Annotated in this window: 14 protein-coding genes; 12 read left to right on the top strand and 2 right to left on the bottom strand. The window is 55.0% G+C overall.

Features of this window, described 5'->3' with window-relative positions; genetic code table 11:
* Positions 1-32 precede the first annotated feature (32 nt).
* The gene (locus HFP54_RS07585; protein WP_168564619.1) at positions 33-1,472 is read left to right on the top strand and encodes a sulfatase-like hydrolase/transferase; all 1,440 of its coding nucleotides are present in this window, start codon (positions 33-35) and stop codon (positions 1,470-1,472) included.
* 33 nt (positions 1,473-1,505) lie between these two features.
* Here the strand turns inward: HFP54_RS07585 and HFP54_RS07590 are convergent, their stop codons facing one another.
* The gene (locus HFP54_RS07590; RefSeq protein WP_168564620.1) at positions 1,506-3,932 is read right to left on the bottom strand and encodes a glycoside hydrolase family 42; all 2,427 of its coding nucleotides are present in this window, start codon (positions 3,930-3,932) and stop codon (positions 1,506-1,508) included.
* Positions 3,933-3,936: 4 nt separating this feature from the next.
* Positions 3,937-4,704 carry a FadR/GntR family transcriptional regulator gene (locus HFP54_RS07595; RefSeq protein WP_168564621.1) on the bottom strand — a complete coding sequence of 256 codons (768 nt, stop codon included), beginning with the start codon at positions 4,702-4,704 and terminating at the stop codon, positions 3,937-3,939.
* A gap of 140 nt (positions 4,705-4,844) precedes the next feature.
* Here HFP54_RS07595 and HFP54_RS07600 point away from each other — a divergent pair, with 140 nt between their 5' ends.
* From HFP54_RS07600 to HFP54_RS07655, 11 genes are all read left to right on the top strand, one after another.
* Complete coding sequence (locus tag HFP54_RS07600) at positions 4,845-6,011, top strand: mandelate racemase/muconate lactonizing enzyme family protein (protein WP_168564622.1); 1,167 nt, start codon at positions 4,845-4,847, stop codon at positions 6,009-6,011.
* 116 nt (positions 6,012-6,127) lie between these two features.
* Entirely contained in the window at positions 6,128-7,564 is a 1,437-nt protein-coding gene (locus HFP54_RS07605) for an NAD-dependent succinate-semialdehyde dehydrogenase (protein ID WP_168564623.1), read from the top strand.
* Positions 7,565-7,682: 118 nt separating this feature from the next.
* A complete protein-coding gene (locus HFP54_RS07610) occupies positions 7,683-8,339 on the top strand; it encodes a bifunctional 4-hydroxy-2-oxoglutarate aldolase/2-dehydro-3-deoxy-phosphogluconate aldolase (protein ID WP_146410287.1) in 657 nt (218 codons plus the stop codon).
* Complete coding sequence (locus HFP54_RS07615) at positions 8,336-9,427, top strand: sugar kinase (protein ID WP_146410286.1); 1,092 nt, start codon at positions 8,336-8,338, stop codon at positions 9,425-9,427. The genes HFP54_RS07610 and HFP54_RS07615 overlap by 4 nt, the downstream gene beginning before the upstream one ends.
* Before the next feature lie 26 nt (positions 9,428-9,453).
* Positions 9,454-11,184 carry a family 16 glycosylhydrolase gene (locus tag HFP54_RS07620; RefSeq protein WP_235951340.1) on the top strand — a complete coding sequence of 577 codons (1,731 nt, stop codon included), beginning with the start codon at positions 9,454-9,456 and terminating at the stop codon, positions 11,182-11,184.
* 220 nt (positions 11,185-11,404) lie between these two features.
* Positions 11,405-12,982 carry an MFS transporter gene (locus tag HFP54_RS07625; RefSeq protein ID WP_168564624.1) on the top strand — a complete coding sequence of 526 codons (1,578 nt, stop codon included), beginning with the start codon at positions 11,405-11,407 and terminating at the stop codon, positions 12,980-12,982.
* The gene (locus HFP54_RS07630; RefSeq protein ID WP_168564625.1) at positions 12,979-14,943 is read left to right on the top strand and encodes a glycoside hydrolase family 127 protein; all 1,965 of its coding nucleotides are present in this window, start codon (positions 12,979-12,981) and stop codon (positions 14,941-14,943) included. The genes HFP54_RS07625 and HFP54_RS07630 overlap by 4 nt, the downstream gene beginning before the upstream one ends.
* 256 nt (positions 14,944-15,199) lie before the next feature.
* Positions 15,200-15,733 carry a sigma-70 family RNA polymerase sigma factor gene (locus HFP54_RS07640; RefSeq protein WP_145304114.1) on the top strand — a complete coding sequence of 178 codons (534 nt, stop codon included), beginning with the start codon at positions 15,200-15,202 and terminating at the stop codon, positions 15,731-15,733.
* 67 nt (positions 15,734-15,800) lie between these two features.
* Entirely contained in the window at positions 15,801-17,453 is a 1,653-nt protein-coding gene (locus tag HFP54_RS07645) for a LamG-like jellyroll fold domain-containing protein (RefSeq protein WP_168564626.1), read from the top strand.
* A gap of 281 nt (positions 17,454-17,734) precedes the next feature.
* On the top strand, positions 17,735-21,367 hold the full coding sequence (locus HFP54_RS07650; protein WP_390656880.1) for a DUF1549 domain-containing protein: 3,633 nt from the start codon (positions 17,735-17,737) through the stop codon (positions 21,365-21,367).
* Between the two features lie 128 nt (positions 21,368-21,495).
* Positions 21,496-22,011, top strand: a complete 516-nt coding sequence (locus HFP54_RS07655; protein WP_145304120.1) for a transposase — start codon at positions 21,496-21,498, stop codon at positions 22,009-22,011.
* Positions 22,012-22,022: the final 11 nt, after the last annotated feature.

The following is a 22,022-nucleotide window of genomic DNA, read 5'->3' on the forward strand; positions in this document are numbered from 1 at the left end:
GATTGCGCCACCCTCAAACAACAAAGCAGACGATGCCCCACGCCGAACAGATTCCCTTCACAACACGTTGTCTCATTACCGCGTGCGTGGGCGTCGTGTTTGCCTTGCCGCTGCGAGCGGAAACGCATAGCGATGCAGCCAAGCCGAACATCGTCCTGATCCTCGCCGACGACCTGGGTTTCAATCAGATCGGAGCCTACGGCGATACACCAATCAAAACACCGCACCTGGATCAGCTGGCCAGAAACGGAATCCGGTTCACCAATGCTTATTCGGGAAACACCGTCTGCTCTCCATCACGGGTGTCGCTGCTGACCGGGCGAGACGGACGCCTGTTGCACGACAATTCCAACAAAGTCCAACTGCGTGACATCGACGTGACGATCGCTCATGTCTTGAAGTACGCAGGTTATGACACCGCCCTATTCGGTAAATACTCGGTTGGATCGCAGATGGGCGTCACGGATCCGTTGGCGATGGGATTCGACACATGGTACGGCATGTATTCGATTCTCGAAGGCCATCGACAGTACCCACAGTTTCTTTGGCGCGATGGCCGGAAGATCCGCATCGCTGAAAACGAGGGGGGACGCAAAGGTGCCTATGCGCAAGAGCTGTTTGCCGACAAGGCCATCGACTACATCGCACAACAACATCAAAACCCGTTCTTCGTGATGCTAAACTTTTCATCGCCGCACGCGGAACTGGCGGCACCCGAAGAATTCGTTGCCCCCTACCGAAAAGTCTTTGACGAAACACCTTACTCGGGCATGTCCACTGGCGAACCGGCCGACAAATACGCTTGGTATTACCCCGAACCCGTTGACCAACCACGGGCGACTTTGGCTGGCATGGTGACCGCATTGGATGCGTACATCGGACGAATCGTCGAACGACTCCGGAAACTGGGCATTGCGGACAACACGCTGATCCTTTTCACCTCCGATAACGGACCGCACGATGAGGGTGGTGGTGATCCCGAGTTTTTCAAAGCTGCCGCGCCCTACCGAGGCATGAAACGGGACTTGTTTGACGGAGGCATCCATGTGCCGATGATCATCCATTGGCCCGCCAGAATTCGAACGGGACGAGTGGATGACACGCCGTGGGCCTTTGCGGATGTGCTGCCGACGTTTGCCGAACTGGCTGGCGTTTCGCTGACCGCGGTTCCCCGCGTTCAAACCAATGGCATCTCCATTGATCGCCGCTTAAGCGATTCGCCGCAACCGATCGGCGAACGGATGTTGTATTGGGAATTCGGCAAACAAGCCGGCGACCCAAACTCGGGAATCGTCGGCGAGGTGTTTCAAGCGGCGCGTGAAGGTCGATGGAAAGCGGTGCGTTACGGGCTGGACCAACCAACCCAGATTTATGATCTCGAATCCGACCCTGGCGAACGGATGGATCTTTCCAATCAGCGACCAGATCTGCACCAAAAATTCCAAGAACTTTTCGAGACGTACGCCCGCTAAATCTGGCGTTTAAAATTCGCCCTCTTCAGATATTCAATCGCCTGATTGCAGATCAACCTTCAGCAGTACCACGCCTTGTGAATTCAAAGACAAGTCGGTCCCAATGTCTTGGCCTGTCAACAAGTCCGTGACAGAAACCGGCTTGTCGTGATCGAAGGCGATCTGTAGTTCGGCGTCGTGCTTACCCAGGTTGAGGATGCTGACCAAATAGCTGCCGTCGTCTTGCTTGACCGCTTGCCAACGACAGCTCTTGCGATCGCTGCCGTTGGCTTCGACCAATTTGAAGGGAGGCATGCTACTGGCGATTTTGCGGAGGGCAATGTCACGAATCTGCTTTGGACTTGGGTTGTTCTCCAGTAAAACCAGCCTGCCTTGGCCGGCTTCAAGACGCTTCGCATGTGGGTTTCCGTACTCGTCCTTGGCCAGACTTTTCTCCCCATCCACAATCACTGTCCCACCTTGATCCAAATACGATTGCAAAGCATCCAACTCTGCCACCGTCACGTACGGCGTGCGGTAAACGAGAATGGCATCCCAAGACGCATTGTCTTGACTCTTGATGATCTTTTCCGTTGCAAATCCCATCGGAAAACCTTCAAAGAACAGCTCCTCGTACAATGCAAACTGCTCGGTCATGTGCGAACGTTTGTTGATGGCCGATGTTTCCGAGTGGAACAGTCGCAACGGCCGCCGCTGCTTTCGCAAAGCAATGACCTCTTCCGAGAAGCTGTTCAGATCCAACATGACCTGGGTATAGGCGTTGGCGATGTGTGGCTGTTGGTTGACCGAACCTGCGAAAGATCCTGCTAACGCCAGATCAGCGAAGTTCAGCTCGCCCTCCAAACGGTCTTCCGGCGAACCGTCAGGGTCACGAGCCCAGAACCAGGCGAAATTGGCGTCCATTCCGTGAAGCGTTGCCAACCAATAGACACACTTCACGTATTGCGTCGAAAGATCGAGCTTTCGCCAACGCGCTGCCGACAGAAAATGCGATTCCGAATTGATGTGGATGCTGTCCGGTGCGACGGATTCCATGAAATCGTAGGACATACAGAGCTCTTCCCAATAGAACGCATAGTGCTGTTCCCACGGTTCGGGTTCGTTCGTATAACTCCGTCGCGTCGGTCGTGCTTTGGCATCGTCACCGATGATGGACGTCAACTGCGTCAACGATTCGATATCAATACCATGCGCACGATCGTTGTCGGTATAGTGGTGCGGAATGAGTTTGATGTGAGTGTCCGCATCCGGATTGCCCTTTCGCAACTCACTCTGAAGCAACCCATACCAGGCAATGACCCGGTCCATGTTGTAGCGTGCCCAATCGTAAAAGACCGGCGTGCCACGGGTCTGTGCAGAGATGGGTATTTGGATTTGGACGGTTTCGAAACCCAGAAACTGCGTCTCCCAATTTTGATTGAGCCGGTTGATGTCACCGGAATACTTTGCACGCAGCCACTGGCGGAATCCTTCCAGCGTGTAGGACGAGATCTGCTGCATCTCGCCGGTTCGCCGCGTCCAATTGCTCGCGATCGAATGCCAATGCGGTTCATTGGCCAGAATGTATCCAAGCCGGGTCACCCTTTTTCCACGAGTCAGCACACCGGTTTCCCGGGCGATCGTTCCCCAGACTTCTTTGACCAACGGGTTGTCGATATCGAATCCCGTGAACGTGCTGCGACCAAAACGCACCTCGGGTTCACGCCTCTGCACCCACTCGGGAATCCCCTGCATCCAATACAACAAAAAGCCGACATTAGTGTCATCAATTTCCGTCACTTCTCGCAGCAATTCTTGATCCAGTGAACGATCTTCTTTCAACAGGAATGAGTTGATCGCACGATCGTATTCGGGCGGATACAGGTTTTCGCCGCCGTGATAGATCGCTCCCAAGTGATCGTTGTAGACGCCGCCATCGCTAAGTGGACGTCCGACAGATTTTGAGAAGTAGTCGTAAAGAAACACCGGCTTTCCGTGGCTCACCAGCATGTTGTCGCCGACTTCCACGTTTCGCCAATCGATCTTGTTGACGGGACGTCTTCGGATTTCGCCGTTGATGACCTTGGACAGCGTTTCGATCGCCTGGTCCAGTGTCACGACAACCATACGGCGTTGAAATTCAGGAATCTCTTTGGCCAGGGTTTCACTCTGCTGTTCGTAGGGTCCGTATTGGGCGAACAAATAGGCCACCTCACTTGGATGGTCTTCATCCCAATCGGCGAACTTCAGGAACTGCTCGGCAAACCAGAGCGTTGATTCCTCTCGGGTGACATCCATTCCCTTGTCTTCGGCTTCCGCCATCCTTTCTTTTAGCACGCCCATCTTGCGGACCGCTTCCTTGGCCAAAGGATTTTCCACTTGGGTCACAACCGGCTTGTCACCGCACGCGTTTTCCGTGGCAACAGCCCAACCAAGCAGCACGCTTAAGACAACGACGACATGGGATGGATTTATTCGCATGGGTTCATTCGTGAGATTGAACGGAAGATTCAGGTTGTGGATTTGGCAATAGTGTTGATGGACGCTTTCCACCGCCCGCTTTTTTAATACGGGCTCGTGCGTCACCCAGCAACGTTCGCATCGCGTGATCTGCAGCGACCGAGTCGCGGTCCCAGATCGCTTGCATGACGGATTGGTGCAGCGGAATGGACTTGCGGTTTTCGGCCGATTGACGATTGGTCACTCGGATGCTGGATTTCAAAGCAGCCCGGATCACGTTGGCGACCGGAGAGAAGAAGGGGTTGCCCGTGGCATGCAGAATCGACGTATGAAATCGCAGATCCGCCACCAGAAAGGCCTCCGCATTTTCCACCGCTCCTTCCATCGCCTGGAACGCATCACGAATGGTCTGCAGCTGGTCATCACTGGCACACTGGGCGGCAAACGCCGCGGCGGCTGGCTCAAGACCGAGACGAAATTGAGTCAGATGCCTCAGCAGGCGTCCGTCGACGTCGGTTTGCGCCTGCCATTCCAACACATCGGGGTCCAAGAAATTCCAGGAAACGCTGGGTAAGACCGTGGTCCCCAGCTTTGCCCGCGATCGGATCAACCCCTTGGCGGCCAATGACTTGACGGCCTCGCGGATCACCGTCCGACTGACTCCCATTCGTTCGCACAGCACGCTTTCGTTTGGAATAGCCTGGCCTGGCTGGATCTCGCCTCCCAGGATCTGGCGTCCGAGATCGTGCACGATCTGCGCGCACAGGTTTTTGCGAATCGTCAAATTCTTCACCTCGTCTGCACACCGCCGGGTTGCACTTCTTTTTGTATTACAATATGCTAATTAACGCTGATCGACAAGGCTAGCACGAACCGGCCGCACGCCGGGTCCGATTTCCCGGGCGTTTCATTCACACCACGGCGTCAAGGAACATGAGTTCGACCACCAAGATTGCCACCATCCGGACCTACCACCTGCGTGACCATCTCGAGGAACCGTTCGGTTTTTCACAGTGGTATTACGACACTCGCAACACGCTGTGGGTCGAGATCGTCGCTGAAGACGGAACCACCGGCTGGGGCGAATGCTACGGTCCGTCGGAGGTTTACCAGACGGCAATCGATCGCTTCTATGCCCCGCGTCTGTTAGGCCAGGATGCGTTAGTAACGGACCGGAATTGGCAACTCATGTGGCGAGCCTCTTTGGACTTCGCACGTGGCGGCGTGATGATGGGCGCGATGTCGGGGATCGACATGGCCCTATGGGATCTTCGTGGCAAGATCCTGAATCAATCGGTGTGTGAAATGATGGGCGGTCGCCATTGCGACACGGTTCCCTGCTATGCAACCGGGATGTATTTCAAAGACATGCCGGAAGACGACCTGATTCGATCGATCGTCGATGAGGCCTCCTCCTATCAACAGCAGGGTTTTGCCGCGCTAAAAATTAAAGTCGGCAAGAACCCAAACTTTGATACTCAACAAGTCGAATCCCTTCGTCATGCCTTGCCCGACATGACGATGATGGCCGATTCGAATCATGCGTTTGACTTGCCCGAGGCGATCCGAATGGGTCGTGTCTTGGAAGCCAACGACTTCCGATGGTTCGAAGAACCGCTGTCACCGGAGTTTGAGAACCAGTTTCGTCAGCTTCAAGACAAGTTGGACATTCCGATCGCCACCGGCGAATGTGAACAAACAAGATTCGGATTTGAACGTTTGCTCAGAACCGGTGGCGTTCAGATCGCACAACCCGACCTTGCGTATTGTGGCGGCCCTTCAGAAGCACTGAAGATTCGAACGCTGGCGTCGGCCAAAGGTATCAATGTCATCCCGCATGCTTGGGGGACAATGCTAAACCTGGCTTCGGCGACGCACTTCCTGGCCAGCGGCTATCGCGAACCGGGACGTAAGGAGATCGACGCGTTGATGTTGGAATTCGATCGCACTCCGAACGCGTTACGGGACGAACTTTTCGACGTTCCTGTCGTTGTCGAAAACGGTGTGGCCACTGTGCCAACCGGCCCGGGGCTGGGTGTTATCGTCAATGAGCAAAAGATGCAATCGTTCGTGGTCAACCGAACAGAACTGAAGGTCTAAATAGCGGCGGATTTCTGGTGGACGTGCCAACAAATCACCAAGCACAACGCCTGTTCTATCCCCCACCGCGATAGGAATCGACAACTCGTTTCCACACGAAACTGAAAGCTTGAAACATGCCCGATCAAACGTTTTCACTGTGGGTCGACGGCCGGGCGACCCATACCGGCAAGACTTTCGAAGTCATCAATCCGGCGACGGAGGATGTCATTGCGGAAGTATCCGAAGTTGACGCCGATACGGTGCAGCGGTGTTTGGATTCCGCCAACAACGCATTCCCGGCTTGGTCCAAAACACCACTTTCAAAACGCAAGGCGATCATCGATCGGTATGCAGAACTTCTAGAATCCCATCGCGATGAGATCGTTGATCTTTTGATCGCAGAAACCGGCAAACCCATCGACAACGCCGAGTACGACTTTGGCATGTTGACGACTTGCTTACGGTTTTTCTGCGAGGAAGCGGCGCGGATCGACCAACCGGTGATCCCTGATCCGGATGGGAACTTTCTGAACTATGTTCTTCGTCAGCCATTGGGCGTGGTGGTCGGTTACCTGGCCTGGAACTTTCCTCTTTTGAACCTTGGCTACAAGCTCGGTCCCATCCTTGCCTCCGGCTGTACCGGGATCATCAAACCATCACAGTTGACCCCGCTGGCATCGCTGCGATGCGCCGAATTACTGGGCGCAGCCGGTGTTCCGGCGGGGGTCATCAACGTGATTGCCGGAACGGACTATGACGTCACAGGCCCACTGTTGGAAAGTGATATTCCGTCGATGTTTACGATGATCGGTTCGACGCGAGCCGGCGTGGGGGCGATGAAGTCCGCGTGCACAAACGTCAAACACTTCTCCGTCGAACTTGGCGGTAACGCCCCGGTGCTGGTGTATGACGATGCCGACATCGAAGCCGCCGCCAACAGTATCGTCGACTTGAAATTCGCTAACTCGGGGCAAGTATGCGTTTCGCCCAATCGCTGCTTCGTCCACGAATCGGTTTATGAGGAATTCATTACCAAAGCGGCCGCAAGAGTCGGCGGTATCGTGTTGGCAGCCGGTCGTGGCGAAGGCCGTCGGATGGGGCCGATGTTGACGGGTAAATCGCGAGACCGGATGAGCCAACTGATCCAGTCGGCCATCGACAACGGTGCCTCGGTCGTTTGCGGTGGCAAAGCCCCGGAAGATCTTACCAAGGGATACTTTTTTGAGCCAACGATCCTGCGTGATGTCAAGAAAGACATGCAGCTATCATGCGACGAAATCTTTGGTCCGGTCCTGCCCGTGATTCCCTTTAGTGATGACGACGATGAAATCGCACTAGCCAATGATACGGAGTATGGGCTGGCCGCATATGTCTACACCACCAATCTGAATCGCGGGCTTCGCGCCGGGGCAGAAATTCAAGCGGGCAGCGTTTGCGTCAACGAAGTTCACTACGCCGTCCATCTGCCGCACGGCGGATTGAAGCAAAGTGGAGTCGGCAAAGACTGTTCTCGCTACAGCTTGCAAGAGTACCTGACACTGAAACGAGTCTCCGTTCGCGTCCCCTCCTGATTCGTCGTGAACGAAGGCACGAATCGCGGAATCTTAGATTTCTTACCTCGTCACAGAGTCCTGGAAACGCTTCGTCCTGCCGTGCTTCCTTCTGCCTGCCATTAAGAATTTTAGCTTGATGATTTTCCCAACTGAGATCATTGATCGACTGAAACGATGTCGCGTCGTGGCCGGATTTTCCGTCGATCACATTGACCATGCGATACCAATCGCCGAAGCACTCTTGGCCGGCGGCATTGATGCGATCGAGTTGACGTTGCGCACCGACGCGGGGATCGACGCGGTCAATGCGATCTGTCGACAAGTCCCCGATATGCTGGTCGGCGTGGGCACCATTCTTACCCCTGACGCTACTGCGGCCGTCGCCCGGGCGGGCGCCGCTTTCGGCGTCGCTCCTGGCCTGAATCGTCGCGTGATCGAAGCGGCCAAAGATGCCGGCTTACCTTTTGCACCCGGGATCATGACACCATCGGAATTGGAAACTGCGATCGAATCCGATTGTCGCTTTGTCAAATTCTTTCCAGCCGAAGCATCCGGGGGCGTGACTTTCCTAAAAAGTCTGGCTGCTCCTTACAAGCATCTCAAAATCGAATACTTCCCGTTGGGCGGCGTGTGCATGGACAACATGCTGGATTACCTGCGAATACCAGAAGTCGCCGCGGTGGGTGGTTCATGGATCGTCAATAAACAGATGGTGGAAAACGGGGACTGGGCGGGCCTGCAATCACGGGCTACCGAAGTCGTGAACGCTTTGAAAACGGGAGGCGAACGTTGAATTCAGTTGTTGTCACCTTTGGCGAAATCATGGGGCGATTGGCAGCCCCCGAACATTTGCGGTTGCGTCAAACGCGCACACTGGACGTCACCTATGCGGGTGCCGAAGCCAGCGTGGCGGCATCGATTTGCAACTTCGGCGGCCAAGCACGGTTCGTCACCGCGCTGCCCAAGCATGCATTGGCCGACGCGACGATGGATTCGATTCGCTCGGTCGGCATCGACGCCAGCTATATCCTGCGAACCGACACCGGTCGCTTGGGAATGTATTATTTGGAAACCGGTGCGAATCAGCGGCCAAGTCACGTGATCTACGATCGCGCCGATTCGGCGGTCGCGATCACCCCGGCGGATGCCTACGACTGGGATGCAATCTTCAAGGACGCCAGTTGGCTTCATCTCAGCGGTATTACGCCGGCGTTGTCCTGCAATGCCGCCGATGCAACGCGTGTGGCGGCAACACAGGCAAAGAAGGCGGGGGTAACCGTTTCGATCGACTTGAACTTCCGCGGCAAGCTTTGGAAATGGGATTCCTCCCTGCAACCGCGCGAACTGGCACGTCAGACCATGAAAGGCATCTTGCCGCATGTCGACGTCGTCATCGCAAACGAAGAGGACTGTCACGACGTTCTGGGTATCCAAGCGGGCCAGACGGATGTCCATTCGGGAACCCTTGAAACTTCGCATTATCCCGACGTGGCTCGACAGGTGGTCCAGCAGTTCCCAAACATCTCCAAGGTCGCCATCACGCTGCGTGAAAGCCTGTCGGCCACCCATAACAACTGGGGCGCGATGTTGTACGACGCGGCCAACCAGGCTTCGTGCTTCTCGCCCATCAATTCGGATGGGGATTATCAGCCCTATCAAATCAAAAGCATCGTCGACCGAGTGGGCGGTGGAGATGCTTTTGCCGGTGGGTTGATCTTTGCACTGTCCACCGACGAATTGTCACAGCCACAAACGGCACTGAATTATGCCGTCGCTGCGTCGTGTTTGAAGCATTCCATCAAGGGTGACTTCAACTACTCGACTCGCCAAGAGGTCGAGCGACTGATGGGTGGTTCGGCTTCGGGTAGGGTCGTTCGTTGATCGAGAAAGAAATAGCAGGTAGCAAGATGAAATACGTTCCATCTTTATTGGCAACGCTGGCGGTATTGGCATGCATGCCCTCTTCCGTCGGGGAAGCGGAATCACCAACCGACGCCGTTTCCAACACATCGTCGCCAAAGGCGCCCGCCCCGGCGTCGGACCCGGACAACGAGGGTGGCTGGGTGTTGAATCCCGACATCAGTGATGAATTCAACGGTCCGCAGTTGGACCAGGACAAGTGGTTTGTCGAAGGCACCGATGGCGAATACTACATCTGGAAAGGTCGGCCGCCGTCCCAGTTTGCTCCGCACAATGTACTTGTCGAAGACGGCAAGCTAAAAATCCGCAGCCAATGGGAGCCGGAATTCGAATTTGCGAAAGAAGATTATGCTGACGGTGCGCACAACGACACCTACGGTGTTTGGGAAGGTCAACCGTTTCCAGTGACCACCGGCGGTGTGATCAGCAACAAACGATTCTTATATGGATACATGGAAGCACGCACCAAGGCGGGTAACGCTTCGATGACCAGTTCGTTCTGGGCGATCGGATACCAAAGCGAATTGGATATCTATGAACAGATCGGAAATCCAGCGATCAAAACGGGCGATATTCAAGAAGACATGTGGAAAGCGTCCGTGCATGACTGGTCGCCTCCGGCGAAACGCCCGACACGCCGTTTCGGTTTGAAAACCAAACTGCCGTTTCGGGTGGCCGACGATTTTCATGTCTATGGTGCCGAATGGGGCGAAGATTATTTGAAGCTGTACCTTGATGGCGAATTGATTTGGGAAACATCGCGCGAACGCGAAGGCAAAAGTTGGGTACTGAACAATCCGCTGGAAATCTGGTTCGATTCGGAAATCTTCACTTGGCTCGGAATGCCCACCCAAGAAGGGCTGCCGATGGACTATGAAATTGACTACGTCAGGGTCTGGCAGAAGCCTTCAAAACATCTACTGGCAAGGCAGTTCTTTGGTTTTGAAGGGCCGATTTTGTTTCAAGACAATCCAAAGCCGAACATGCTGGTGCCCGAGAGCAGCGAAGTCAATCAGTACCAGCAGTTTTGGCAATTCGGCGAAGATGCACTCACGCGGTTTTCAATCACCAAAGACCAAGCGGTACAGGGAATCAAAAGCCTACGCTTCGATCCGAACGGCTTGAACGTCCATGTTTCGGCGGTGACTCCCCCGGCCGCGGTCCAGATTCCTGACGGCCAGTTTGATTTGTCCTTGTCGGTCTTTTTGGATAAAGACTGTGGGTTGCAATCGCTGAATGTCAGCCTCTCTGATCCAGAAGTCATCTTGGACAGCTTCGATTTGAAAGGCGTCCCGAAAGAACAATGGGTGAAGATGACCAAAACATTCAAACGTGATCAAGCATCAGGCGATAGTGATCGATTGCGTTTGCGTATCATGAAGGACCAGGTGGAACCGGGCGAAGGGATGATCTACATCGACGACATCTCCATATCCGCTCATGATCCATCAGCTCCCGTACCTGCAATGAGTGTCATTCAACGGAAGACCCTCAAGAAGTCGCCCAATGACATGACGATGCAGGAGTTTGTCGACATGGAAAAGGCAAAGTGGAAGAAGAACGGCTGGCCATGGAACCAGCAGGCGGTTGAAGCCAACTTCAAAGAAATGGATGTCGACCAGAACGGCTTGGCGTCGGGTCAGGAACGTCAAACGTGGTTCGCCAAACGTGCCGCGGAAGTGGCCAAGGAAAATTCGGCAAAAATCCAGTCGCCCTGAAGTGATGCACTGCGTCGCAAATGAACGACGGCAAGCAGACAATCCGATAGCGTCCTCGCCGCGTTGGCTTTGTTGGTGGCGTTTTCCAGCACCTCCCCACGGCCATGTCGGAACTGTCGGAAAATGCTTGCGACGAAACGACTGATTGGGACGCCGAAACATTCGGCAAGCTCCGATACGAAACGATTGGGCTGTGATCAAACACAAGGCGAAGCCACTCATGAAATCATTCGAACGCAACGCACTGATCTACTCGACGATCGTCGCCATGGGTGGCTTTCTGTTTGGTCTCGACGCGGCGTTGATCGCCGGAACCGTCGACTCCATCACCCAGCAGTTTTCGCTCGACTCGCTTCAACTGGGAAATGCGGTGAGCGCCCCGGCCCTGGGCGTGTTGATCGCACTGCCTTTTGCCGGGTGGATCTGCAACCAGTTCGGACGCAAGAAGGCGATCTTACTGATTGCCATCTTGTATCTGATCTCCGCTGTCTGTTCCGCGTACGCGGTCAACTATGAAATGCTCGTGGGCGCCCGTTTTTTGGGGGGACTGGCATTCAGTTCGATCTCACTGGCATCCATGTACATCGGGGAAATCGCGCCGCCGAAACTGCGTGGCAAGCTGGTTTCCATGACACAGATCAATATCGTCATCGGACTCTCGGGTGCCTATTTCATCAATTATCTCATCCACTACTGGGCCACGTCCGGTACTGGGCTGGCGGGATCGCTGGGAATCGATGAAGCCAACATGTGGCGTTGGATGCTGGGATCGGAGATCCCCGTCGCCATTGTTTGGTTCTTCTTGCTGCTGATCATTCCCGAAAGCCCCGCTTGGTACGTTTCAAGGCAGCGTGACGAAGATGCCGCTAAGACCCTCGGAAAACTTCTGCCCGCGGACGAAGTGACCGCTCATTTATCGGAGATGAAACAGAGCCTTCAGCTTGGCGCGTCGAGCCGATCGATGGGTGCGCAACTTCGAGAGATCTTCAGCCGTCCGATGCGATTGACTTTCATCATCGCGTTGACGATCGCAATCGCTCAACAGGCGACCGGCATCAACGCGATTCTGTTCTACGCACAAACCGTCTTCAAACAGTTGGGCGGAGGAACGGATGCCGCATTCGTACAAGCTATTTGGGTCGGATTGACCGGTATCGTGTTCACGGTCCTGGGATTGCTTCTGGTCGACAAGCTTGGGCGGCGACCGTTGATCATCGGAGGCATGGTGTGGATCATCGCCAGCTTGGGAATCTGTGCTTATGGATTCCACAAAGCCCGATACACGTTGCCGGCGGATGCGGTCGCCGAACTAGAAGATTTTTCCGACCCGCAACGTTTGGATCCGCTTGTTGGTCAACCTTTTCCAAGCGACATCGCGTTCAAAAACGCGGTCAACGACGCGATCGGCCCAGATGATGCCCGCAAGTTCCAGGGGGCGTTGCTGGAACGATCGATCAAGATGCCGGCGACGCTGGTCTTGATCGGCATTCTCAGTTTCATTGCGGCTTTTCATTTCTCGGTGGGCCCAGTCATGTGGGTTTTGTTTTCCGAGATTTTTCCAATCTCGGTGCGCAGCATTGCGATTCCGCTATTCACCATCGTGACGAGCCTAACGAACTACATCGTCCAGAAGTTCTTCCCCTGGCAGCTGGAAACCATGGGCATGACATCGATATTCCTTTTCTATGCCGGCACCGTTTCGATCGGCTTGGTCATCCTGTTCTTCACGCTGGTTGAAACGAAGAACATGAGCATTGAAGAAATCGAGCGTACACTCCGTCCGAAGGCCCAGTCATGATTGACACCACGAACAGCCCGCATGTCAAGCTCCGCAGCATTCCCATTGCAGATTGTCGATGGACCGAAGGGTTTTGGGCGGACAAGTTCCAACAGTGCCAAGACGTCATGATCCCGTACATGGGATCGCTACTGAAAGGCGACATCGGCCACGGTCTGAACAACTTCAAGATCGCCGCCGGAATGATGGAAGGCAAACATCAGGGATTCGCCTGGCATGATGGGGATTTCTTTAAGTGGATGGAGGCCGCCGTCTACGTCTATTCGATCAATCGTGACTCATCGATTCTCGACGAACTCGACGAGATTCTGGAGATTGTCGCCAAGGTGCAGGAAGACGATGGTTATCTGCATACCCAAATCCAGATTGAAAACATCGGCCACTTTTCCAATCGCAAATACCACGAGATGTACAATTGCGGGCACTTATACACGAGTGCTTGTGTACATCATCGAGTGACGGGCAAACGCAATTTCCTAGACATTGCGATCAAGAACGCCGACCTGCTCTACAAGCTGTTCCAGCCGCGCCCCAAAGAACTCTGCCGCTTCGGTTTCAACCAATCCCAGATCATGGGATTGGTTGAACTGTATCGAACGACGCGCGACAAACGCTACTTGGAACTTGCCGAAATCTTCATCAACAATCGTGGGCAGTCGGAAGTCGTCGACGACCCCAGCACCGAAGGATATCCCATTGGGGACATGGTTCAGGAACGTGTCCCGCTGCGAGAGGAAACTGAGGCAGTCGGGCACGCGGTGCTAGCACTGTACTACTACGCCGGTGCAGCCGACGTGTTCGCGGAAACGGGCGAAAAGGCACTGATCGACGCGCTCGACCGTCTGTGGCACAACGTTTGTGAACAGAAGATGTATGTCACCGGTGCCGTTGGACAAGCTCACTTCGGCGCGTCGACGCGACGCGATAAAATCGAAGAGGGTTTTTTGGACGCCTACTTGATGCCGATGGCAACCGCGTACAACGAAACGTGCGCAAACATTGCCAACGCGATGTTCAATTTCCGTTTGTTGGGCATCCATGGCCAATCAAAGTATGCCGACATCATGGAACTGGTGGCGATGAACAGCGCCCTGGTCGGTATCGGCCTGGGCGGCAAGGACTACTTTTACGCCAATCCACTACGACTCAATCGCGGCCAGCGGGATTATCAAGATCATCGCGATTGCACCGAAAGCCCGATTCGCGAACCGTACATCGAGTGCTTTTGCTGCCCGCCCAACTTGGTTCGCACGATTGCCAAACTTTCCAACTGGGCTTACAGCCTGACCGACAACGGTGTGGCAGTGAACCTGTTTGGTGGCAACCGCCTGGAGACAAAGCTGACCGACGGGTCGGATTTCACACTGACCCAGCAATCGGCCTATCCCTTCGAAGGCGCAATCCGATTCACCGTTGAGAAGTGCCGGCAGAGGCCCATCGAGATCTTGCTTCGCATTCCGGATTGGGCTGACGGTGCAAAACTGTTGGTCAACGGAAGTCCCATGGGCATCAATGTCGAACCAGGCTCGTTTTCCAAAATCGAGCGATCGTGGGAATCGGGTGACACGATTGAGCTAAATCTGCCAATGGATGTGACCCTGATGAAGGGGCATCCGCTGATCGAAGAAGTTCGAAACCAAGCGGCAATCAAGGTGGGACCGCTTGTGTATTGCTTGGAATCACCGGACCTTCCCGACGATGTCCGCACGCTGGATGTGCATTTACCGTCGGACATTGATTTAAAAAAGGAAAGTGATCCGGAGCTACTGGGCGGAATCACCACGCTCAGCGGCGAGGTCTTGGTGCGAAGCGAACAACGCCAGCAGATGTACGGACGACTGCACGACGGCCAACCGTGGCGAACGATCCAGACGCGTTTCGTGCCCTACTTCGCGTGGTCCAATCGTGGTGAGGCCGAAATGACCGTCTTCCTGCCGATTGTATGGAGCCAACGGACATAGGAATCTGCCGACCAACATGCAAGCTTGGACAGCCATCGCGTAATGTTGCCCAATCGGGTGCCAACTTCGATACCTGCCATCGGATTTCCCCAACTGGAACACGGTGTACAGCGTCTTTCGAAGACGACGATTGGATGGAACCAGGAGGCCAACCGTGACTTTGTCGCCAATTTATGGGCAATCTCAGAGACAGCGGGAGTCTACTAGAATTGGTGATGATCGCTTTTGATGCTAGACCTGGGGATTTCTCCCGCTTATGAAACATGACCAGCCGGAAAACGTCGAGGAACAGTTCGTGCAGATGTTTGCCGGACATGAGCGCGACCTGCGCGCGTTTGTTCGGTCGATGGGGCTAGACTGGGCCGCCGCCGACGACGTGATGCAGACGGTCAGCCTGGTGATGTGGCGTAAGTGGCATGAATATGATGTCGATTCGGACTTCATGAAATGGGCTCGGGTGATCACCCGATTCGAGGTGCTGAAGTACCGCCGCAAGATGGCCAGGGACCGGCATGTCTTCCGTGAAGATGTCATGTCGCTGCTGGCGGGCGTCGTTGAAGAGGTAGACGCCAGCAGTTCAAGCGATGAGTTTCGGGACGCGTTGCAGGCGTGCCTGAAAATGCTTCCGGAAAAATCAGGACACCTGATTCGAGCAGCCTACGCTGGAGACCGGACAATTCGCGAAGTCGCCGACGATGTCGGTCAATCCGCGACCGCGTTCTACAAGACGCTCAATCGGATACGCGAAAAGCTCCGCCAGTGCGTTCGGCAGCGTCTGAATGCGACGTAGCAGCGGGCGCCAGAGATTTTGATGTTGTTTTTTCGGGCAATCTCCTGGCGATCGGGAGTCTGTCTGTATGGACAATCATCGCCTGAACGAACTCACGCTGGCCCATCTCGATGGATGTATTTCGGACAGCGAATTTGCTGAGTTACAGCAATTGCTGGAATCAGATGCCGATGCGCGTACCCGATATGTGGAAATGGCACGGCTTGACTCCGAGTTGCGGGAGTCCGGGGGAGCGTTTGACGAACCCGCGAGTGAAAAATCACCGCAGCTATCAACTTGGTCTCGTATGCCACGAGTCGCTCAGACGCTGGTCATTGCTGCCACCGTTCTGATTCTACTGGTACCGACGTGGATGATGGTTCGCCCCGACAGACCGGTTGGCAACCAAGTTGGGGGCACAACGAATGCAACTCCGTCAAAGCCTGTGCGTAGTGTCGCAGTCATCTCCGCCGAAGCGGATGCGGTGTGGACGGCAGAGGATGGAAAACGAATTGGCAAAGGTACGGCACTTGAACCCGGCATGCTGAATCTGGCGGAAGGCCTGGCTCAGATCGACTTTTTCAGCGGCGCCTCCATGACCCTGTCGGGTCCCACCGTGATTGAACTGAGGAGCAGGAATCTGGCTGTTTTGCATCGGGGACGTGTTCGGGCGAATGTCCCTCCTGCTGCTCGCGGCTTTGAAATTCAGACAGCAGATGTGCGACTCGAGGATCTCGGTACAAGCTTCGGAATCGTTGCGGGCGACAACGGTCAGTCGGATGTCGTTGTGTTTGACGGCGAAGTTCGGGCTGTTGACCGCGAGGCGGATGAACTTTCTCTTCTCGCCGGTGACACGGCTCACCTCGTCGAAGGTGAAGCGACAATGTCTTCAAGTCAAGAATTGGGGGAGTTTCCAGACATCCTGGCGATCATCGAACGGTCTGGCGACCTTGTCCAGTCTCGCTATGCCCGTTGGAAAGCGGCAGCAACCGACAGACGCAGCGACCCACGCCTGATCGCCTATTACGATTTTGAGAACCTGACAGACACTTCCCGCCGCTTGGCAAATCGCGCGGTCGCTGGCTCCGGCAGCGAACTGGATGGTGGCATTGTTGGTGCTCGGGTCGCCGATGGCAGGTGGCCCGGTAAACCGGCATTGGATTTTCGTGGTGAAGGCGACCGCGTACGGTTCAACATCCCGGGCGAGTTCGACGCCATGACACTGTATGCGTGGGTTCGGATCGACGCTTTGGACAGGGACCTGAACTCCTTGTTTCTAACCGACCACTTCGATCCCGGAGAAATCCATTGGCAACTGTCGGTGCATGGATCGTTGCATTTCGCGACCAGTCCTATTGGTGTTCCACCCGCGCCGGCCGGCTTTGAAGTTGCACCTAATGAACAGATTCAAGCCGAGAACCGTCGGTTCTGGTCAGAAAACTTTTGGGACGCCAGCCAGAGTGGGCATTGGTTTCTTCTGGCAACAACGGTGGATCGCGCAAAGCAACCGAGTGTTGTTCACTACATCAATGGCCAACCCGTTGGATTCAATGGTGGAAGCAACATGGATCGACCGCTTCCAAAACTGCGAATCGGATATGCCGATCTCGGAAACTGGACGGATCCGATCTGGGCCAAGGCCATTCGTTCGCTGAATGGACGCATTGACGAGTTTGCCATCTACTCCGCTGCGCTTGAAGCGAATGAAATCCGCACCATATATATGCAGGGCAGACCATGAGAGGAAAAACACTTCGATACCAGCACGAAGCGCGAGCGAGCGAATCACTGATGGCAGAACTCACTTGCTTGCGTTTCGTGCTTGTGCTTGTCGTTATCCTCGGCATAGAAACCAACAGTCTGTTCGCGCAAGAAGACGTTGCCAACAACGAAGGGTTGCCGATCGAGATTCTTAAAGGGGAATCTCCCTTCACGCCGAACGCACAATGGAAACAACTCAGCAACGGGCACGCCGGATGTGAAGGATCCCAATGGGAAATTCGCAATGGCGAATTCGCGCTGATGTATGCCGCCCACCACGATCGCCTGGCATTCCGCTGGACTGAGTCAAAGGGACTGGAGGTCTGGCGAGATGATTCGCCCGAAGCGACATCGTTCAGACCCGATGGAAGTGGTGGCTACTACGTCGTTGAACAAACCACTCGGCAGCTCACTCGTTGGAACTCCAAAGGGCAACAGGTTGCGATCCTTGCCGATCGCTACCAGGGAAAGCGTCTGAACCGTCCCAATGATTGTGTGGTGCACTCCGATGGAAGCGTCTGGTTCACCGATCCCGATTGGCTTTTCAATCAACGTCCAGGCGACACCAAAGAACTCGCCGGCCAGTTCGTGTTTCGGTTCGATCCGCGAGATAACTCCCTCCGGAAGATGGTGGACGGATTAGACAAACCCAATGGGATCGCCTTCTCGCCGGATGAAAGGTGGTTGTTTGTGACCGATAGTGCTACCAAGAACCTCTATCGTTGGAAGATCAACAACAAGAACGAATTGGATCGGCGTGAAGTCTTCGCAACATTCGCCGATACGGGCAACGACGGAATTGCATTTGATCGGTTCGGACGACTTTGGTGCTGCACGAAGGCTGGCCTCGCCATCTTGAATGAGTCGGGCCAAACCAAGACGGTTGTTAAGACGCCCGGCAAACCCACGTCGGTTGCGTTCGCGCCGGCGCCTTCGCGAAGCATCGCCGTCACAACCCGTGATGCCTGCTACATCACGGAGCTTGCCGAGGAAGATGCTGGACAACCCCAGTTGGTTGATCGAGCGGGCGATGACCGGAAAGAGGACTCCGAAATCCTATTCGTCCGGCGCGTTGCCCCCCTGCTACGCGAGAAGTGTCTTGGCTGTCATGGAAACGACCCCGATTTCATTGAGGGATCGCTCGACTTGCGAACACGTGAGGGATTGCTGTCGGGTGGTGACAGCGGCGAACCTGCTATCGTTGTCGCAGCGCCGCAGGACAGCCCGCTGTACCTTGCTTCGACCCGCCAGAGCGACGACTGGTCCGAGATGCCTCCCAAAGAGGCGGAGCAATTGTCGGCCGAAGAACTCCAATGGCTATATGATTGGATCGATTCGGGTGCCCAGTGGCCAAGCGACGATCGCCGCCGCGAAATTGAAGAAACGTACGAAGACGAATGGTCAGTGGAGGATGGAATCGTCGTGCAGACTTCGGGCGGTTTGGATTCTCACTGGACCAATCGCAAGTACGATCCAGCGGGACTCTGGGCCTACCAACCGTTGCAACAATACCAGCACGACGCGCAAGGCAGTGAATCAAACACAGGATCTCGCTCGAATGGTGCTCACTCGGGAATTGCTCAGTCGGACAGTGCACACTCGCTTGCGCGTCGTGCTAGTAAGAATCATCAAAACCCGATTGATGTCCTGATTGACGAAGCGTTGCCCGACGAGTTGGTGGCTGCACCGAGAGCTGATCGAAGAACGCTGATTCGGCGAGCCACCTATGACTTGACGGGCCTTCCGGCGACTCCCGAAGAAGTCGATGCGTTTGTCAACGATTCAGGTTCGGATCAACAGGCCTTTGCCAAAGTCGTGGATCGATTGTTGAGATCACCCCACTATGGCGAGCGGATGGCCCAGCACTGGCTAGATGTCGTTCGCTACGCCGACTCATCAGGCTTTGCAAATGACTATGAACGCGGCAACGCTTGGCGGTATCGCGATTACGTGGTGCGTTCGTTCAACGATGACAAGCCGTATGATCAGTTTATTCTTGAACAAATTGCGGGAGACGAACTGTATCCCAAAGATCCAGAGATGATTGTGGCGACTGGGTTTCTACGCATGGGCCCATGGGAATTGACTGGCATGGAAGTCGCCAAAGTAGCCCGACAGCGGTTTCTTGATGATGTGACCAACAGTGTTGGTGAGACATTCCTGGCCCATTCATTGCAATGCGCACGGTGCCACGACCACAAGTTCGATCCTGTTCCCACACGAGACTATTATTCCATCCAAGCGGTGTTCGCGACGACGCAACTGGCCGAGCGAAAAGCCGAGTTTGTCCCCGACGAGAACACCACCGGTTTTGACGAGCAGGCGTACCTCAAGCAAAAACTGCAACAACATCAACAGGCTCTCGACGAACTGGATTCGGTACTGCTGCAGAACGCCCAGCGGTGGTATCAACAACAGGGGAAATCCCCGGAGTCCTGGGATCGTGCAATTGCCGACCTTAAAGCGAAGGGTCGCAAGAAGAACCTGTTTAGCGACGCCCGGTCGGCGATGATTAAGTCGGGTATCGCTGAAAATGAATACCCGCCAAAGCTGGTCGGCTTTACCCCGGAGCAGTTTGGACGCGAACGTGTCGCGAGGAAAGGGATTGAGCGTTTGAGATGGGAGCTGGAGCGGTATCAGCCGTATGCACTCGCTGTCTACAACGGTCGAACGAGGGACGTGAAGGGCATCTACGCGCCGACGCGAATTCCGAAGGACCGTTTTCACAAAGGCGAACTCGAGCAAACCGCGATCTTAACCGGTGGCGATCCGTTTTCACCGGGCGAGCCGGTTTCGCCGGGGACACTGAGTGTCGTCAACGACCAAGTCACTCCGTCAATTCCCGACACCACCAGCGGACGACGCGCCGCGTTTGCACGCTGGATCGCTGACGCGAAGAACCCTTTGACCACACGCGTGATTGTCAATCGGCTGTGGCTCTGGCACTTTGGCACAGCGATCGCCGGAAATCCGAACAACTTTGGATCCACTGGGCAGCGACCGACACATCCACTTCTGCTCGACTGGCTGGCATCGACGTTCGTCGAAGAGGGCTGGTCGGTGAAGGCGATGCATCGTCGCATCATGCTGTCCGATGCCTATTGCAGATCTGGAAGTCACCCCGACCCAAAGCGATTGCGAGAGCTCGATCCTGAAGGAATCAGCTACGCCGTCTTTCATCCGCGACGTCTGAGTGCCGAAGAGTTACGGGATTCGATGCTGGCCGTCACAGGTGAACTCAACCCAAAGCTTGGTGGCATACCCTGTCGACCCGAAATCAGTCAGGAAGTCGCGCTTCAACCGCGACAAGTGATGGGAACGTTCGCTGCTGCATGGACACCCAATCCGTTTCCCGATCAGAGACATCGTCGCTCGATCTATGTGCTCAAGCTGCGTGGTCTGATTGACCCGATGCTGGAAGTCTTCAATTCACCCTCCCCCGACTTTTCCTGTGAGCAGCGAGAAACATCGACGGTCACACCGCAGGTGTTCAACTTGTTCAATGGCCGGAACACACACAATCGTGCGTTATCGCTGGCTGCACGTGTCTTGAAGGAAACGGACAACGACCGCGACGCGATCCGGCGGTGCTTCCAACTGACACTCTTGCGTGAACCGACGCCGACCGAGTTGGAGGAATTCCTCGCGCACTGGCACCAGACAGAAAATTCGTTGCCCACCGATCCACCCTTTCGCGGCGCTCCGCCACTGGAAGTCCTCCGGGAAGCGGTCGAGGAAAACACGGGCGAGAAGTTCACGTTTGTGGAACGCCTCTTTTCAAACGCCGACTTCGTTCCTGATCTGAGACCGGCCGACGTCGACCGTCGCACACGAGCATTGTCAGACGTCTGTCTGGTGATCCTGAATTCAAACGAGTTCGTGTATGTGTATTGAGACCTCAAATACTAGCACGACGCGCAAGCGAGTGAACCCAGCTCTCGAATTCTCACGGGGACTCGCTTGCGCGTCGTGCTGGTCTATTCATTCACTCGCAGGCGCTTCGTGCTGGTATGGAGAACACGATGAGTGAACGACCGTTTAATGCCGACGAGCCAATCGCTTTCTTCCTTACATGGACCGCTTACGGCACGTGGCTTCCCGGAGACGATCGCGGATGGCACCGTTGGGGAAAAGGCGGAATCCAACCATCCGATGAGCGGATCCAAGAGTCCGCGAGGTCTGAGATGAAGAAATCGGCGTTTTTCTTGTCTGTTGATGATCGCGAAATCGTCGAAGAGACAGTGAAACGCCACTGCGAGATTCGCGAATGGACGCTGCACACGGTCAATGCACGATCGAATCACGTCCATGTCGTTGTTACCGCGTCGGGATACGATCCGAAAACCGTTCGCGACCAGTTCAAAGCTTGGTGTACTCGGAAGCTGAAACCGTTTCATCCCGGACGCGAGCGATTCTGGACCGAAGGCGGTAGCCAGCGTTGGATCAACCATGACGATGATCTGGAAGCAGCCGTGCTGTACGTCGGAGAAGCCCAAGACAGAAAAGATCGCGAGGAACACCCGGGGTACGAAAGATGAGCCAATACAAG

Source organism: Crateriforma spongiae (assembly GCF_012290005.1).
GTDB classification, from domain to species: domain Bacteria; phylum Planctomycetota; class Planctomycetia; order Pirellulales; family Pirellulaceae; genus Crateriforma; species Crateriforma spongiae.

Coding starts and splice junctions, on each gene's coding strand:
- HFP54_RS07585 (WP_168564619.1), top strand. CDS start 33: ATGCCCCACGCCGAACAGATTCCCTTCACAACACGTTGTCTCATTACC.
- HFP54_RS07590 (WP_168564620.1), bottom strand. CDS start 3,932: ATGCGAATAAATCCATCCCATGTCGTCGTTGTCTTAAGCGTGCTGCTT.
- HFP54_RS07600 (WP_168564622.1), top strand. CDS start 4,845: ATGAGTTCGACCACCAAGATTGCCACCATCCGGACCTACCACCTGCGT.
- HFP54_RS07605 (WP_168564623.1), top strand. CDS start 6,128: ATGCCCGATCAAACGTTTTCACTGTGGGTCGACGGCCGGGCGACCCAT.
- HFP54_RS07610 (WP_146410287.1), top strand. CDS start 7,683: ATGATTTTCCCAACTGAGATCATTGATCGACTGAAACGATGTCGCGTC.
- HFP54_RS07620 (WP_235951340.1), top strand. CDS start 9,454: ATGAAATACGTTCCATCTTTATTGGCAACGCTGGCGGTATTGGCATGC.
- HFP54_RS07625 (WP_168564624.1), top strand. CDS start 11,405: ATGAAATCATTCGAACGCAACGCACTGATCTACTCGACGATCGTCGCC.
- HFP54_RS07630 (WP_168564625.1), top strand. CDS start 12,979: ATGATTGACACCACGAACAGCCCGCATGTCAAGCTCCGCAGCATTCCC.
- HFP54_RS07640 (WP_145304114.1), top strand. CDS start 15,200: ATGAAACATGACCAGCCGGAAAACGTCGAGGAACAGTTCGTGCAGATG.
- HFP54_RS07645 (WP_168564626.1), top strand. CDS start 15,801: ATGGACAATCATCGCCTGAACGAACTCACGCTGGCCCATCTCGATGGA.
- HFP54_RS07650 (WP_390656880.1), top strand. CDS start 17,735: ATGTATGCCGCCCACCACGATCGCCTGGCATTCCGCTGGACTGAGTCA.
- HFP54_RS07655 (WP_145304120.1), top strand. CDS start 21,496: ATGAGTGAACGACCGTTTAATGCCGACGAGCCAATCGCTTTCTTCCTT.